This is a genomic window from bacterium, from assembly GCA_021108215.1.
Taxonomy (GTDB): domain Bacteria; phylum Oederibacteriota; class JAAXVQ01; order JAAXVQ01; family JAUVAV01; genus JAIORK01.
Window position 1 is genome coordinate 1 of sequence record JAIORK010000014.1, and the last position, 15,877, is coordinate 15,877.

General features: G+C 44.1%; 15 protein-coding genes. All 15 read right to left on the reverse strand.

Annotated elements, in window-relative coordinates; all coding sequences use genetic code 11:
- Positions 1-17: 17 nt before the first annotated feature.
- A complete protein-coding gene (locus K8S19_02815) occupies positions 18-473 on the reverse strand; it encodes a tetratricopeptide repeat protein (protein ID MCD4812607.1) in 456 nt (151 codons plus the stop codon).
- A gap of 584 nt (positions 474-1,057) precedes the next feature.
- Positions 1,058-1,786, reverse strand: coding sequence for a hypothetical protein (locus K8S19_02820; protein MCD4812608.1), 729 nt, complete (start codon positions 1,784-1,786; stop codon positions 1,058-1,060).
- A 10-nt stretch (positions 1,787-1,796) separates the two neighbouring features.
- A complete protein-coding gene (locus tag K8S19_02825) occupies positions 1,797-2,915 on the reverse strand; it encodes a hypothetical protein (GenBank protein ID MCD4812609.1) in 1,119 nt (372 codons plus the stop codon).
- Between the two features lie 28 nt (positions 2,916-2,943).
- Positions 2,944-3,360 carry a hypothetical protein gene (locus K8S19_02830; GenBank protein MCD4812610.1) on the reverse strand — a complete coding sequence of 139 codons (417 nt, stop codon included), beginning with the start codon at positions 3,358-3,360 and terminating at the stop codon, positions 2,944-2,946.
- A gap of 224 nt (positions 3,361-3,584) precedes the next feature.
- The gene (gene pnp / locus K8S19_02835) at positions 3,585-5,699 is read right to left on the reverse strand and encodes a polyribonucleotide nucleotidyltransferase (GenBank protein ID MCD4812611.1); all 2,115 of its coding nucleotides are present in this window, start codon (positions 5,697-5,699) and stop codon (positions 3,585-3,587) included.
- Between the two features lie 48 nt (positions 5,700-5,747).
- The gene (gene rpsO, locus K8S19_02840) at positions 5,748-6,017 is read right to left on the reverse strand and encodes a 30S ribosomal protein S15 (GenBank protein MCD4812612.1); all 270 of its coding nucleotides are present in this window, start codon (positions 6,015-6,017) and stop codon (positions 5,748-5,750) included.
- Positions 6,018-6,246: 229 nt separating this feature from the next.
- A complete protein-coding gene (locus K8S19_02845) occupies positions 6,247-8,550 on the reverse strand; it encodes a hypothetical protein (GenBank protein MCD4812613.1) in 2,304 nt (767 codons plus the stop codon).
- Between the two features lie 6 nt (positions 8,551-8,556).
- Positions 8,557-9,558, reverse strand: coding sequence for an electron transfer flavoprotein subunit alpha/FixB family protein (locus K8S19_02850; GenBank protein ID MCD4812614.1), 1,002 nt, complete (start codon positions 9,556-9,558; stop codon positions 8,557-8,559).
- Positions 9,559-9,632: 74 nt separating this feature from the next.
- Positions 9,633-10,421: an electron transfer flavoprotein subunit beta/FixA family protein gene (locus tag K8S19_02855; protein MCD4812615.1), complete on the reverse strand. Its 789-nt coding sequence runs from the start codon at positions 10,419-10,421 to the stop codon at positions 9,633-9,635.
- A 30-nt stretch (positions 10,422-10,451) separates the two neighbouring features.
- Positions 10,452-11,612, reverse strand: coding sequence for an acyl-CoA dehydrogenase family protein (locus tag K8S19_02860; GenBank protein ID MCD4812616.1), 1,161 nt, complete (start codon positions 11,610-11,612; stop codon positions 10,452-10,454).
- Entirely contained in the window at positions 11,609-12,355 is a 747-nt protein-coding gene (gene rnc / locus K8S19_02865; GenBank protein ID MCD4812617.1) for a ribonuclease III, read from the reverse strand. Before rnc ends, K8S19_02860 begins: the two co-directional genes overlap by 4 nt.
- 48 nt (positions 12,356-12,403) lie before the next feature.
- Entirely contained in the window at positions 12,404-13,645 is a 1,242-nt protein-coding gene (fabF, locus tag K8S19_02870; protein ID MCD4812618.1) for a beta-ketoacyl-ACP synthase II, read from the reverse strand.
- Positions 13,646-13,780: 135 nt separating this feature from the next.
- A complete protein-coding gene (gene acpP / locus K8S19_02875; protein ID MCD4812619.1) occupies positions 13,781-14,023 on the reverse strand; it encodes an acyl carrier protein in 243 nt (80 codons plus the stop codon).
- A gap of 97 nt (positions 14,024-14,120) precedes the next feature.
- Positions 14,121-14,867, reverse strand: a complete 747-nt coding sequence (gene fabG / locus K8S19_02880) for a 3-oxoacyl-[acyl-carrier-protein] reductase (protein MCD4812620.1) — start codon at positions 14,865-14,867, stop codon at positions 14,121-14,123.
- Positions 14,868-14,927: 60 nt separating this feature from the next.
- Positions 14,928-15,872 carry an ACP S-malonyltransferase gene (gene fabD / locus K8S19_02885; protein ID MCD4812621.1) on the reverse strand — a complete coding sequence of 315 codons (945 nt, stop codon included), beginning with the start codon at positions 15,870-15,872 and terminating at the stop codon, positions 14,928-14,930.
- Between the last annotated feature and the right edge of the window lie 5 nt (positions 15,873-15,877).

A 15,877-nucleotide genomic window follows, 5' to 3' on the forward strand; every position in this document is an offset into this window, starting at 1 on the left:
GCATCACGAAAGTAGCTTTACATGCGGCTTGAGGTCAAACTCGCTGAAATACTCCGGGCTTCGACTTCTTCTGTTTCCAAATCCTGCGCCAGCTTCTCAAATGCCGGTCCGGCTTTGGCATAATTCCCGGCCTCATAATATGTCCGTGCAATATTCTCCTGTACATTTCCAGCCTGTGGGCTATCCGGATGCTCTTTGCGCACCTTCTCATAAGCTGCCACGGATTCCTCAATTTGACCTTGATAACGCTTGCAATAGGCAAGCTGGTTTTTGATATATGCGGTAAGATTACCCATATCGGGAAATTTGATCAGGGCTAATTGATAATTTCTTTCAGCAATCATGAAGTCATATTTTTGAAACGCAGCTTCAGCCTGCTGGAATTCGCGGACATTGCTTTGTTTGGCAAAACTGGTGAGTGGCAGGAAAACCGCTAAAATGATGGCAAAACAGATTCTCTGAATTACAGTCATGAGTGCTCTCCTTAAAAGTTTAACAACTAGCTCCCATAAATCCTGTATGCATTGATATCCAGCATATATAATATGACCAGGCAGTACCGACAAAAAGAATTAAACAAGAAAAAGCAAACTGTATTTTTACCCGCATACTAATCCCAGCTTCAGTTACTTTTCTAATTGCCTTATATATCGTGAAAACAAAATAAATTGAAGGAATCATAACAAAGATATTTTGCCCACTTGTCGTGAGTTTAAAAAACACTATCAAGGCAGCAGAAATAAATGGTGAAATCGTACATATTATGAGCTCCTTTTTCAATAGTATCTTTTTGCGAAATAGAGTTAATAAGATAATTAAACTGGCTAAGTTAATTCCGAAGCCACCAAGTAAAAAAATATATATTTCAATACTGATCATCTTCAACTCTAGTAGAAATATTTTCAAAGGAAATGAGAAACAATTCAATTGTAGCACATATTTTCGGGCATCGCCCTTTTGGATCGTATTTAGTTAGACCACAGTCACACCACTTTTGTTGCATTTTTTTATTACTATTTTTATCTAACCGTATTACCGAACTGCATACCGAAGCGACTCACCACCCGACAAAGCTGACAAGTATCTCAATAGTTGGACTATTCACATCCCAATTACGGATGCCCTCCACAAACTCCACACCCAATGAAAAATGATAGCCAAGGCCCAATGACAACATCAGTGAATCTAAAACCATGAAATCAGCATACACACTTGGCTCGATAACAATCGTATCATTACCAGTATCATGACTATGACCATTCATTTCTTGAAAATTATAAAATATACTTGTAAACCCTAATAATACCTGAGGCCGTAGTTTTAGTTGATCCAGCAAGGGGATGATTATTCCGGTCTCCATTCCCGCATAGATAAGATTGATATCAACAGATTGACCGGAAAATTCCAAAATAACATCTGGATAAAACAATCCGTGTACAGCACCGCCAATATACACCTGTTCATTAATGACCCAACCGCCATGGATCGTTGCCAAAAAAGCCGGATCATGAAAAAAATGTTTCACCTTCCCGCCCACGCTTATATACCCTGAGTTATGTATATCACCCTGCAATGTTACCGGATTCGGTAATGTGTCAATAAAAGGATATGCTGGGCTGATTGTGTTTGAAGGAGATGTATTAGTTTGTTCCAGCACAGCCGGTTCACTTTGCACAACAGGTGTATTCATGGCATGATCAACTACCTGTTCTGAAGCACAAATGGATATTGCGCTCACAAAGATGCTCAATCCAATGATAATAAACAAACCAGAATATCGTATCATTACAATCCACCTAAAGTATTCGATAAATAATACCTATTGAGAAAAACCAATTATAGTCATTTTCTTTCAGAGCAGACTCCACATAGTCATTGAGTTGATCAAGTGTCAAGCTCGATCCATCCGGTTCCGCGGTTTCTTCAAAATGATAATTAAAATACCGTTCTATTTTCAGTCCCCCACCCAATGATGCATGAAGACTCATATTCGGATTAAGGTGGTGCTCTGTCGAAAGTGAGATTGTTTGATTAATATAAAATTTGTTGTACTTATAGATCACATAGCGCCCTCCAGCTGCTGCAAGATCCTCTCGTGGCGAGATGTCATAATAAGCATCAATTCCAAACCGACTCGAAACAGACCAACGCGTATTGTGGTAATACTTCAAGCGTGTCTGGATGTCACTTTCTATAAAAGTCCAACTCACACCATATCCTTCATCGATATCACCTTGTGAAGTATCAACCCAATCAACACGCATACTCGCACCAAACTGCCATTGCCTGGAAAGCGGATTTTCATAATTCATTTCATATCCCAAATAAAATGATTGATCCCATGTTTCATCTTTGAACATATAATGAAGCGCATCAAATTCATCATATTCTTTTTTCTCTGAATTCGAAACATCCAGTATCGCGCCGGCTCGACCATTGATCCGTAAGCCAAATCCACGCTCATCAAAAGACAAATGACGATAAGTGTCATCAATGATTAAAAATGCATCAAATTCATTGGCAGCAACATACTCGTTTAAAACAAGATACTTCATAATTGCCTTTAACGCGGTCATTGTTTTCAACCGATAATCAAAAATATATGCTTTACTCGCAAAGGTTATGATCTCAGCCAGCTCGATAATTGTGGTTTTATCCAAAGATTTTTTCAGAACACCAGCATCACTTAGATCTGCAATAATCTGCATAACTTGATACGCATATTTTCCTTCAAAAATACGCCCCCAGCCAAAACGAAATGTCTGATGAACATCAAAATCATACGTTTCTCGCTCATATTTCCAAAAATAATCTGATGTTAGTGATTTGACGTGACCACACTCGATGCTTTCTAGTGCACTGATATCCGTCTCCAATCCCAATGCCCATGGTCCCGGATAAAAATCCAGTTTCACGTTTGGAAGGATTCTCACATTGAAAAGATCATATATATATATAGTCAGAACCGTAGATATCTTCAGACATTCGTCTATGTTCCGTTTCATACGATGTATTTAAATGATGCGTATACGCTATTGCCAGTGGAATGTTCGTACTTATTTCCAGCTCCTTTGTCATGTTAGAATAATGAATTGCGGGTCCCAAATCAGTGTTCAAATCTGATTCAATATCGCTTGCACGAAAAATCGTATCACGATAATCTGTATAACCTGATTCAGCTTGATCTTTTGATATCTGGCCTGAGGACTCTACGTTCATTTGAAATTGCTGAGTCTCAACAAACGGCATATCCCGGATCTGAAATCCATCCAAATTCCAGGTCGAATCATCAGCCAATATTGGATAAGGAAGACAAATTAAAGTGTATATTACAACAAACCCCAGGCATCGCTTGAACACCAGTATTTCTCCATTTCCACTATATTCCTGACCATACTACTCAATTTTGCCATGGAATTACAGCTCATTTTTTTGAGCGTTTCCTTTCGGGCTACATTTATTTAGACTACACCCGCGTCTCTTTCCATGCACTTTTTTTTAAAAAAATAACCGATCATGGCGCATAAAAAAAAGCGCATAGACAATTTCTGCCTATGCGCTTTTTCATACTGACAATTTATATTTTACGTAGTCGTCTTTTCCGCTTCCAATTCCTTAAGTGCATCTTTATACGAAAGACGAATCTTCCCTTTTTCATCAATCTCTAAAACTTTCACGGAAACAATGTCACCTTCCTTCATAACATCTGTGACATTCTTAACCCGCTGCTCCGCCATTTGAGAAACATGTACCAGTCCGTCTTTATTCGGCGCCACTTCAACGAAAGCTCCAAAATCCGTCACTTTCTTGACTTCGCCGGTATAAATTTTGCCAATCTCAATTTTGGGAGCCAGCTTGCGGATCATATCAATCGCAGCTTCCACAATCTTAGGATCACGAGCGGCAATATTGACTTTTCCAGAGTCTTCAATATCAATTGTTGCACCGGTTTCCTCGGTAATCTTTTTAATCATCTTACCGCCCGGACCGATAATCGTCCGGATATCATCAGGCTCAATCTCAATTGATACTATACGCGGTGCATACTCGGATAATTCACTGTTCGGTTGAGAGATGGTTCCTTCCATATTGTCAAGAATCTGATAACGGGCTACTTTTGCCTGTTCTAAAGCATTCTTCATCAATTCTTCACTCAGACCGGTTATTTTGATATCCATCTGAATGGCGGTAATTCCATTCCGAGTCCCTGCGATTTTAAAATCCATATCACCAAAATGGTCCTCTAACCCCTGAATATCCGTAAGAATCGCTGTTTTATCCCCTTCTTGCACCAATCCCATGGCAATACCGGCTACGTGTGTCTCAATCGGTACTCCGGCATTCATCAACGAAAGCGAAGCACCGCAAACCGATGCCATTGAAGATGAACCATTGGACTCTAAAATGTCAGAAGTAATCTGAATCGTATAATTAAATTTTTCGTTTTCCGGAATCAAGGGCGCAATCGCTCTTTCAGCAAGCATCCCATGACCGATTTCACGACGTCCCGGTCCGCGAACCGGCCGCGCTTCACCCACTGAAAATGAAGGAAAATTATAATAGAGCATAAAATTTTTCTTATATTCACGTTCCAATTGCTCAATAAGCTGCTCATCAGCTCTTGTGCCTAAGGTCGTCACCACAAGTGCCTGCGTCTGGCCGCGGGTAAACAAGGCCGAACCATGCGGGCGGGGTAAAACACCGACTTCACAAGTAATCTTGCGGATATCTGTTAACCCCCGGCCGTCAGGACGCTTGTGGTCAACCGCAATATCATGCCGGACGGTCTGAACTTCAATGTCATCCATTGCTTTTTTCGCATCTGATGCCAAAGAATCTGTCAAAGCATCCTGCATATCACTTTTCAGAGCTTCCAGTATAGCTTTTTTGGCTTCGGTAACTGCCAAAGAGCGCGCTTGTTTTTCTTCAATCCGCACTGCCTGGGCAATTTTATCTCCCGCCAGTTCAATAACCTTCTTTTGGATTGCTTCATCAATACTCTTTAATTCAATGGTGCGCTTCTGTTTTCCCACCTGCTGGATCAATTCATCCTGCAGGGCAATCACGTCGCGGTTACAATTTTGTGCCAGGCTGAAGGCTTCCAAAATACCCGCTTCGGGCATTTGCTCGGCCTCGCCTTCCACCATAACAATATTATCCTTACTGCCGGCAACAATAATATCCATTTCACTCTGGGCAATTTGCTCAAAGGTCGGATTAACAACCAACTCACCGTTTACTTTGCCAACCCGGGCGGCACTCAACACATTGGAAAAAGGAATATCTGATATTGCCATCGCGGTCGATGCACCTATTAATGCAGGTATATCCGAGTTATTCTCTAAATCGGAAGAAATAACCAAGGCATAAACCTGTAGCTCATTCCGCAATCCTTTGGGAACCTGCGGACGAACGGCACGATCAATTAAACGCGCTGTTAGAGTTTCTTTATCAGCCGGTCTGCCGCCGCGCTTAAAAAAACCACCGGGAATTTTTCCGGCAGCATACGTTCTTTCGCGGTATTCAACTGTTAATGGAAGAAAATCGCCCATACCTTCCCTTGCTTCCTGTGCGCATACTGCGGTGACCAATACAACGGTTCCGCCATATTGGACTGTGACTGCGCCATGCGCCTGTCTTGCAACATGCCCTGTGGTAAGGGTAAGTGTTCTTCCTGCTATTTCCCGGCTAACGGATATCGCGCCTTCCAATGTCGTGCCTCCTTGACTCCAATGAGTCCCTCATAATTATTTACGTAACTTAAGTTTGGTAATAATCGCTTTGTAACGCATTACATGATATTTTTTCAAATAATCCAACAAACGACGTCGTTTGCTGACAAGCATCAAAAGCCCGGTGCGGGAATGATGGTCTTTGTGGTGTTCTTTAAAATGATCCGTAAGTCCATTAATACGTTCAGAAAGTAATGCAATCTGGACTTCGGGTGACCCGGTGTCGGTCTCGTGCACCTTATTTCCCTCGATCAATGTCTTTTTCTTTTCTTTCACTAATGCCATTTTCTCGCCTCCTTTCAAAAAAAAATTAATTTTTCATCAAAAAAAACTTACCTTCGCCGCTCAATTGTTAGGTGAAGGATGAGATAACGATTGGCTGGTTAAAAATTAGGTAACCTAAATAATCGCTTTTCGGAGGAAAAACCAATTTAGAGTTTATATTTTTACCATAATCTTACACTTTTGTCAATGATTTCTTCTGGATTTTCTCTCTGATTTTACGGGCCTTTTCTTAGCGCTTTCTCTTTTTTGGGGCAGGTTTTCTGACAATTTTAATAGTGACCTGTTTTTTGTTTAATTTTCGGTTGGAAAGAATTGTCCCGGGAATGACTTTTCTACCATCGACAAATATTTCTCCACGCCTGCCTTTTCCCTTAATTTTCACATTAATCTTTGTTTTTCTAAAAGAAAAATTCTTTATTTCAAGTGAAAAATCCTGTTCCATCGCCGGTAAAGCGATCCTCAGACCTTCCGGTAGCGGTTCTAAGCCGCACAAACCCTTGAGAAGCATTTCAATAAAATTCAAATTTTCAATACAGACACCGGAGCGATCACTGCCCCCGTGCCCAGGCATCGCCAATACACCGGGATGATAGACAACGCCTTCCAGATAATCCGTCAAACGTTGAAATGCCTGATCAGCACTTTTTTTATTTTCCAGTCCCAGTCGCAACATGGTTTGGGATATGGCAAAATGCGAATTCGTTGACTGCCTGGATTGGCTGATATAATTAGCTTGATCTACAATAAAACGACGGTATCGTTCAAAACGATCGCGCCATTTTCCATGCGTCCACAGCTCCTGAAAAACCTTTTTTTGCTTTACGGGTGCTCCAATATTTTCGATCACCGCCCAAATCGGATCAATACTTTCGATGGGAATTTTATAGTCCCCATTTTTAACAACGGCATAAGCATAATACCCTTCACTCCCTAAATCGGGATACCAAAATGTCTGCTCTAAAATCTTTGCGCCTTGTTTGGCTTTATTTTCACATACCACCGCCAGGGCCGGATTGGTTTCCATGCGGTTGTGCCGCAATACAACCGCAACCTCTCTAAATGCCGAAATACTTATACAGACATTTTTTACAAAATCCAAAGGTTTATCCTGCAACTCGCTTTCTATTGGAAGAATCGTGTAATTATCAGGATATGTTTTGCGCGGCGAATGATATTCCGGCAAACCATTATCATTATGGTCCATATCAACAAAATATTTTGTGAGTTCTTTAAGCCGAAGTATGTTGGCTGCCAGCCATTCTTCATTATGCGTTGCCTGGAAATAACGACACGCGATTAAAATAACATACGCAATATCAACCGTTTCCGCCCGCTGATCAAACCAGTCATCCAAATAATTTTCAATTGCAGCATGATTCCAAATTCCCAAAGCCAGGAATCCTTCTACACCAATGAACAGATTTTCCGGTAAAACCGGATCAGGGCTATTAACTTGGGTTAATCCGGGGGCCGCATATTTATCTTTACAGACCATCCAGCCTGCCCAGGTTTTCAACATTTGAAAATAAAAATCCAGTTCCTGATGAGACGTCGTCACGGTCATCCCCTGGAGCGAACGCTGCTGGTTGGCGGTCTCCCATGCATAAAAATCATCGTTTTTACGCAGTTTCCGCATATTTCCGGCAACTGTTTCACGGTCAATACCCCAGCTGCTATAAAACGAAGCTGTGAAAAATTGTCCCTGGTCAAGGTCCTTGGCAGGGGTTTCAATACCGACAACAAGTCCGGATAACTCATTTTCCAAAGGTTCCCCATGGGGATGAACCGAACTATGTTCACCGGCCTTGATAAAACCACCCTCTTGGCTCCAGCCATGCGCCAGCCAGCTTTCTTCACGGATAAGATAATCCCTTTGAAACAAAATCGCCTCGCGAGGATCAGCAAATAATTCATCATCCCGTTCAACCTGTTGAGCAGGATCATTGCCGGCAGTCATTTCGGGTTCTTGCAAATGAACACCAAAACGCAACCCCTGCAAGGAACGGCCGCTTTGATTATGCACGGTGCAACGTACACCCACCCCCATCCCTTTGTTCATCTGAAAATAACTGCGTGTCAATACAATGCCGTCAGGCCAGGACCACATTTCCGAAATTTTTCCAGGTTGTATCTGCATTTGAACAGAAGCGTTATCAATCCCGGGAATCAATCGTCGCTGTTCTCCGGCAACGAATACTGAATAGAGCAATTCCGTCTCTAAGCGGCGCCCATCCGGAAGGTAAAGCGTTCCGGCGGGGCCTGCCTGATTTCCAGAATAGACCAATTCCTGCACCAGCGGATGGTAATAGGCCAGTAAAATTTGGGAAGGTGTTTTTTCGAAAGAGGAAAAATATCCGGATAATTTTGAAATTTCCGGGGCCTGAGGAACAAAATCCAATTGTATCATTGCCGTGGAAGAGGTTGGCACAGCTTCAGGTACTGTGTCCAACCCTGCACCATAAACACTCGCGGAAAAATAACCAAGCACCAAGATCGCCAATGGTCTGACCCAAAGGACCGCTCTTGGGAACATGGCGAATTATGCTCCGTTTTTAAATTGCTTGGTCAATTCCGGGACAACTTCATTGAGGTCCCCGACAATTCCATACGTTGCAACTTTAAAAATCTCTGCGTCAGGATTATTGTTTATTGCAATAATAACATCCGCAGATTGCATGCCGGCCAGGTGCTGAATCGCCCCGGAAACCCCCACTGCAAAATAGATTTTCGGGCATACTGTTTTGCCGGTTTGACCGACCTGATGCGAATACGGCACCCAGCCTGAATCAACCACGGCACGCGATGCACCCACCGCACCGCCGATGGCAGCAGCCAAATCATGAATAATGCTGAAATTTTCTTTGTTGCCGACACCCCGGCCGCCGGTGACAATAATATCCGCCTCCGCAATATTACAGGTGTCTTCAATTTCTTTGACAATATCCACCACTTTTGCACGAATGGTAAACTCCGATTCCGCCGGGCTTGTCTCAACAATTTCACCTTGACGTTTTATATCTTTCTCCAACGCCTTCATTACTTTATGCCGCACCGTGGCCATTTGCGGCCTTTTTTCCTCACAAACAATCGTCGCCATAATATTACCGCCGTATGCCGGACGGGTACCCAGAAGAATTTTTTTCTCCGGATCAATTTCCAGTCCCGTGCAATCCGCAGTCATACCTGCCTCGAGATGTGCGGCTACACGGGGGATAAAGGATCTCCCAATGGCTGTGGCCCCGGCAAGAATAATTGACGGCTTATGCTCTTTGACCAGGTCCGTCATAGCCTTGGCATACGGTTCATCGGCAAATTTTTCAAATACCGGACTATCCACATAAAAAACCTTGTCTGCACCATAGGCAACCAATTCATCAGCCGCCGCGCGCATCCCACTTCCCAATAAAACCGCCACAAGTTTTTGACCAAGATCATCCGCCAATTTTCTGCCGGCGCCTAATAATTCATACGATACGGAATTAAGTTTTCCTTCCCTCTGCTCTGCATAAATCCACACATCTTTGTAATCTGCAAGACTCATTGCGCGTTGATCCTCCCTTTATATTCCTAAATACGGAGACGTTGCATGCAACGTCTCTACTAGAGAACATTCATTTAAAAAATATTCATTTCCTTAATCTTTCCATAAAGAATTTCGGCGGCCTGTGCCGGTTCACCTTCAATCATTTCACCTTTGTATTGCCGCTTAGGGGTAAATGTTTTAAAAACCCTGGTCGGCGATCCCTTCAATCCCACCTGACTCGTATCAAACCCCGGCATATCCGCCACGGCCCAAACCTGGGGCTCATATTTTTTAGCCCGCATTTTCCCCTTCAACGACTCCAAACGGGGTTCATTGATTTCCTTCACGACACTGATCAATGCAGGCAGCGGACTTTCTAAAACATCATAGCCGTCTTCCATAAGCCGTTGGGCCCTGATTTTCTCTTCTGAAATTTCTTCGATCTTCCTGACCCATGCAATCATCGGCAGATCCAGACAGGCAGCGATTTCCGGTCCAACCTGGGCAGTATCACCATCAACTGCTTGTTTTCCCGTTATGATTAATTGGTAATCGCCAATTTTTATTAAAGCCTGCGATAAAGTATAGGCTGTTGCCCAGGTATCCGATCCGGCAATTGCGCGATCCGAGATCAAAATTCCCTCGTCCGCGCCCAGACCGATTGTCTTTTTAATAATGGCTGCTGCTTGCGGCGGTCCCATCGTGACCACGGTTATTTTTCCACCGAGTTTTTCCTTAATACGCAATGCTTCTTCCACTGCATATTCATCAAAAGGATTCAAAATACTTTCCACCCCATCACGAATCATCGTGCCGGTTTCCGGGTCCAGCTTAACATTGGTGGTTGCCACAACCTGCTTGATTAAAACAACTATATTCATTTCATCCTCCCAACCGCTTAATCGTAATCGTTATTTCGCCGCTTTGGCAGCTTCCTTAATCAATTGAAGCGCAATCTCATTTCTTTGGATCTGACTGGTTCCCTCATATATCTGCGTAATTTTGGCATCCCGCATCATCTTTTCCACCGGGTATTCTTTCATATAGCCATAACCACCCATGACCTGAACAGCATCTGTGGTCACGCGCATGGCCACTTCCGAGGCAAACAATTTGGACATGGCGGAAATCTTGGCAAAGCTTTTCGCACCGGCATCAACTGTCTTGGCAGTCGCATAAATCAATGCCCTGGACGCCTCAACATCTGTCGCCATATTTGCCAACATATGCTGGACCGCTTGAATACTGGAAATGGGTTGATTAAATTGAACACGTTCGCGGGAATATTTTACCGCTTCATCCAAGGCGCCGGCTGCAATCCCCAGTGCCTGGGCTGCAACGCCGGGCCGGGATGTATTTAATGTGTTTACTGCAACAATAAAACCCATTCCCTCTTTGGCCAAAATATTTTTTGCAGGTACTCGGCAATTTGTAAAAACCAATTCACGCGTAACGGATGCACGAATACCCATTTTATTCTCTTTTTTTCCAAAATCAAAACCCGGGGTTCCCTTTTCAACAATAAATGCCGTTGCACCCCGTGTTCCCTTGGCTTTATTGGTAATGGCAATGACCGTATAAGTCTCTGCTTCACCGGCATTGGTAATCCATTGCTTAGTTCCATTCAAAATATAGTCATCACCATCTCTAACCGCCGTGGTCAACATATTGCCGGCATCGGAACCGGCACTTGCTTCAGTCAAACCAAAGGCAGCCAGTTTTTTCCCGGAAGCGATATCAGGCAAATACTTGGCCTTTTGTTCTTCAGTACCGAAAAGCAATAGAGGAAAAGTCCCGAGTGCGGTTGCCGCCATCGCCAGTGAAATACCGCCGCATACTTTGGAGAGTTCCTCAATGGCCAGGCACAATTCATAAACACCGCCACCCAAACCTCCGTACTGCTCCGGAATATAAAGCCCCATCAGATCAGCTGCCGCCATTTCCTTGACGATATCCCAGGGGAAAATACCTTCTTCATCATACTTTTCACGCAAAGGTTTAATCTTTGTTTGTGCCAATTCTTTTGCCGTATCCACGATCATTTGCTGTTCTTCAGTTAAAAAGTAATTCATGTATCCTCCCTTGTTTCAGGTGTTCCGTTTTTTAATTTCCGAAATGCCTCGGCTGCCGCAATCTGCTCCGCTTCTTTTTTGCTGTTGCCTGTCCCCCGGCCCATTTCATGACCTTGTATGAAAACAGCCATTTCATAGCTCCGGTTATGATCAGGACCTATAATTTTCAAAATTTTATAAACCGGAAGCTCATTGGTACGGTTTTGCGAAAACTCCTGAAGCGCCGATTTGAAATCATCCTGATGAAATCCGTCAATTTCTTCTGTAATCGCCTGTCCCCAAATACTCAGCACAAATGTCTTGGCCGTTTCAAATCCCCTTGTCAAAAAAACCGCTCCAATGAAGGCTTCCAGCGTATCCGCCACCACTGAAATACGTTTACGTCCTCCGCTGGTCTCTTCCCCTTTTCCCAGAAGCAGCGCTTCACCCAGCGCCAATTGTTCGGCATACCTGATCAATGTTTTGGTTGAAACTAAGCGGGCTTTGGCTTTCGAAAGAAGTCCTTCATCACTCTTTGGCATTCCTTGATACAGCGCATCCGCCACAACCAAGCCCAACACGGAATCTCCGAGAAATTCCAAGCGCTCATTGGATTCAAAATATTTGGCACCGTCCGCTTGCGGATGCTCATTGATCCACGACCCATGCATACAAGCAGCCTGGAAAACCTCAATTGTTTCCGGCGGCGCTTGCACCATGTCCATAATATGCGCAACAATCTCTGTGTGTCGCTTTTCATTCATTGCACGAAACCGTTATACCAGACGTAAAAAACACTGGCCTTCCCATCACTAGGCTACGAATTTTTTCACCAGTATGGAAACGTTGTGACCCCCGAATCCAAAGGAATTGCTCAAAACATTGGTAACAGCCGTCTTTCTGGGACCTTCTGTAATATAATCCAGATCACATTGTTCATCAGGATTTTCCAAATTAACGGTCTGATGTAATGTTTGATCCAGAAGTGATTTAACCACAGCAACCAATTCAACACCTCCGGCTGCACCAAGCGTATGGCCGAGCATTGATTTGGTGGAGGACACCCGAAGTTTTTTCGCATGGTCGCCAAATACTTTTTTAATTGCCAGGGTCTCGCCGATATCACCCTGCAAGGTGGATGTTCCATGAGCATTAATGTAATCAATGTCCTCGGGTTTGAGTCCGGCATCCCGAATTGCCAATTCCATTGCCATAGCCCCGCCGGATCCGTCCGGCAAAGGCGATGTCATATGATACGCATCATCCGTCATCCCATAGCCGCCAATTTCAGCTAAAATCTCTGCGCCCCGCGCTTGTGCATGTTCCAATGATTCCAGCACGGCCAACCCTGCACCTTCTGCAATAACAAAACCATCCCGGTCCTTATCAAACGGACGGCTGGCTTTTCCCGGCGCATCATTTCGAGTCGAGAGTGCTTTGGCGGAGCAAAAACCTGATACAGCCAACGGCGTCACCGCAGATTCCGACCCGCCCGCAATCATAATATCGGCATCTCCCCGTTGTATTAAACGCGTTGCATCTGTAAATGCATTATTGCCTGAAGCACACGCTGTCACCACCGAAAGATTGGGACCCCTAAATCCATATTTTATGGCCATCATACCCGGTGCCATGTTGGGAATCATCATCGGCACCAGAAAAGGCGATACTCGCTTTGGTCCTTTTTCAATCAAAATGGTTTTTTGTGTTTCCGCCACATTGATTCCGCCGATTCCGCAACCAACGATAATCCCTGCACGATATCTATCGATTTTTTCCATATCGATCCGGGCATTCTCGAGCGCTTCCTGTCCTGCCACCAAAGCATACTGCGCAAATAAATCAAGGCGTCGTGCATCTTTTTTTTCTACTGCTAATGATGCATCGAAATTTTTAAGCTCACCGGCAATCTTAGAATCATAATCCGTAACATCAAAATATGTAATCGGGCCAATTCCGGATTTACCGGCCAACAAGTTCTTCCAGTAAGTTTCAACATCATTGCCAATTGGGGTAACAACCCCCAGGCCGGTTACAACGACCCGTTTTGCCATAGTCCCTCCTATTTCATGCCAAAATCTTTAAACACAAAAATTCCCCCGCCCGAATATTTCACAAGCGGGGGAAATTCACATCTCCAAGCTAATTATATAATTCGTCACAATCAGCTGATTCGCTCTGATTCCTGATTATTGGGCAACATTGGCGTGTGATTTGATGAATTCAACTGCATCACCGACTGATTTGATCTTCTCCGCTTCCTCATCCGGAATCTCCAAACTGAATTCTTCTTCCAACGCCATAACCAGTTCAACGGTATCAAGGGAATCGGCACCCAAATCTTCAATAAATGAAGCTTCGATGGTAACCTCATCCGCATTTACACCCAATTGATCAACAATGATTTCCTTTACTTTCGCTTCTAAAGACACGTTCGTTTATCCTCCTTGTTCATTTTTATTTTATAATGAATACTATTTAATATCATTATCATCCGGTATTTTCCCGAATGTTTCGAGCCTTTGTTGATTAATGCATCACCATACCGCCGTCAACCGCCAAAACCTGTCCGGTAATATACGCAGCATCATCTGACGCTAAAAAAATGACAGCACGTGCGACATCAGCGGGTTCCCCCAATGCTCCCAGCGGAATCATCTTTTTCAAACCATCCTTGGCTTCATCAGTAAGCGCTTCGGTCATTTTCGTCTTAATAAATCCAGGCGCAATCGCATTCACCGTAATCTTCCTTGATGCCAGTTCTTTGGCCGAGGTTTTCGTCAATCCTATGACACCGGCTTTACTGGCGGAATAGTTAGCTTGACCGGCATTCCCCATCAATCCAACGACCGATGCAATATTAATGACACGACCATAACGCTGTTTCATCATGGGTCGCGTCGCGGCCTTGATGCAGTTAAATGTCCCCTTAAGGTTGATCGCAAGCACCAAATCCCAGTCAGCGTCGCTCATTCTCATCATCAGACCGTCCCGGGTCACACCTGCATTATTGACCAATATATCGAGGCGTCCGTATTTGTCAATGATTTTTTTGATTCCTTCTTCAACTTCCTTAAAATTGGAAACATCCATTTTCAAAGGCACTACATCCACCTGGTATTGTTCTGCCATGGTTTTGGCTGTCATCTCGGTTTTTTCCAGGTTCACATCCGCCAATACGAGTTTAGCACCCTTGGAAGCCAAGCCACCGGCAATCGCCTCGCCAATCCCCTGTGCACCACCGGTTACCAAAGCCACTTTATCTTTCAAGTCCATTTCCCCTCCTTGTTTCCATCCGTACACGTACGCCTCAAAACAAATCCAAACACTTTATCCTCAAATATTTGAAATCCGCTCAATCGTCGCTTTTATTTCTTCCGGATCAAACACACCCAACACCGGGATTCCCCGGTCAATCTTTTTCATCAGCCCGCGCAACACTTTCCCCGGGCCGATTTCAATCATCCGGCCTACGCCGGATGAAATCATTTTCCGCATAGACTCTTCCCAGCGCACAGATCCGGTGACCTGTTTTATCAGACTCTCACGAATTGCTTCCGGTTCGGTTATCGGCAAAGCCGACACATTGGCAATGACCGGCATCACAGCGGGCTTAAAAGAAATTATCTTCAATGTCACAGTCAATTTGTCTGCTGCCGACTGCATGAGGGCGGAATGAAAGGGACCCGAAACCGCCAATGGGATAACCTTTATTTTCTGCTCCGCAGCACTCTGCGAAAATACTTCCAACGTCTTTTTCGAACCTGAAACAACCACCTGTCCGGGTGAATTGAGATTCGCAACCTGTACACCTGGTTGACCATCACCCTGACCACATAAACTCCGAACCTCATTTTCCGTCTTACCCAAAACCGCCGCCATGCCGCCATCGCATGCCGCCGCCGCCTCCTGCATATAGCGCCCTCTTTTTCGCACAAGCTGAACAGCTGTTTCAAAGTCCATGACTCGGGCCGCGACCAATGCCGTATATTCTCCCAAAGAATGTCCGGCACAAATACAATTTGAAAAATTCAAATTATATTTTTCACGAAAAGCTTCCCATGCAGCAACCGATGCGGTTAAAATTGCCGGCTGAGCATTTTCAGTTTCTTTCAAAGCTTCTTCCGGGCCTTCAAGTATCATCGTGCTTAACGACATACCCAATGCCGCATCTGCTCTTGCAAATATTGATTTGGCGGTTTCTGAAACAGCGATAAGCTCCTTGCCCATCCCAACAAATTGTGACCCCTGCCCGGGAAAAACCAACCCAATTTTCGACATGCAAC

Excerpts from the sequence above, each read along its gene's own strand:
- K8S19_02845 (MCD4812613.1), bottom strand. The coding sequence starts at position 8,550 with ATGTTCCCAAGAGCGGTCCTTTGGGTCAGACCATTGGCGATCTTGGTG.
- rpsO (MCD4812612.1), bottom strand. The coding sequence starts at position 6,017 with ATGGCATTAGTGAAAGAAAAGAAAAAGACATTGATCGAGGGAAATAAG.
- fabD (MCD4812621.1), bottom strand. The coding sequence starts at position 15,872 with ATGTCGAAAATTGGGTTGGTTTTTCCCGGGCAGGGGTCACAATTTGTT.
- fabG (MCD4812620.1), bottom strand. The coding sequence starts at position 14,867 with ATGGACTTGAAAGATAAAGTGGCTTTGGTAACCGGTGGTGCACAGGGG.
- K8S19_02850 (MCD4812614.1), bottom strand. The coding sequence starts at position 9,558 with ATGAGTCTTGCAGATTACAAAGATGTGTGGATTTATGCAGAGCAGAGG.
- K8S19_02855 (MCD4812615.1), bottom strand. The coding sequence starts at position 10,421 with ATGAATATAGTTGTTTTAATCAAGCAGGTTGTGGCAACCACCAATGTT.
- K8S19_02815 (MCD4812607.1), bottom strand. The coding sequence starts at position 473 with ATGACTGTAATTCAGAGAATCTGTTTTGCCATCATTTTAGCGGTTTTC.
- K8S19_02860 (MCD4812616.1), bottom strand. The coding sequence starts at position 11,612 with ATGAATTACTTTTTAACTGAAGAACAGCAAATGATCGTGGATACGGCA.
- K8S19_02820 (MCD4812608.1), bottom strand. The coding sequence starts at position 1,786 with ATGATACGATATTCTGGTTTGTTTATTATCATTGGATTGAGCATCTTT.
- fabF (MCD4812618.1), bottom strand. The coding sequence starts at position 13,645 with ATGGCAAAACGGGTCGTTGTAACCGGCCTGGGGGTTGTTACCCCAATT.
- rnc (MCD4812617.1), bottom strand. The coding sequence starts at position 12,355 with ATGAATGAAAAGCGACACACAGAGATTGTTGCGCATATTATGGACATG.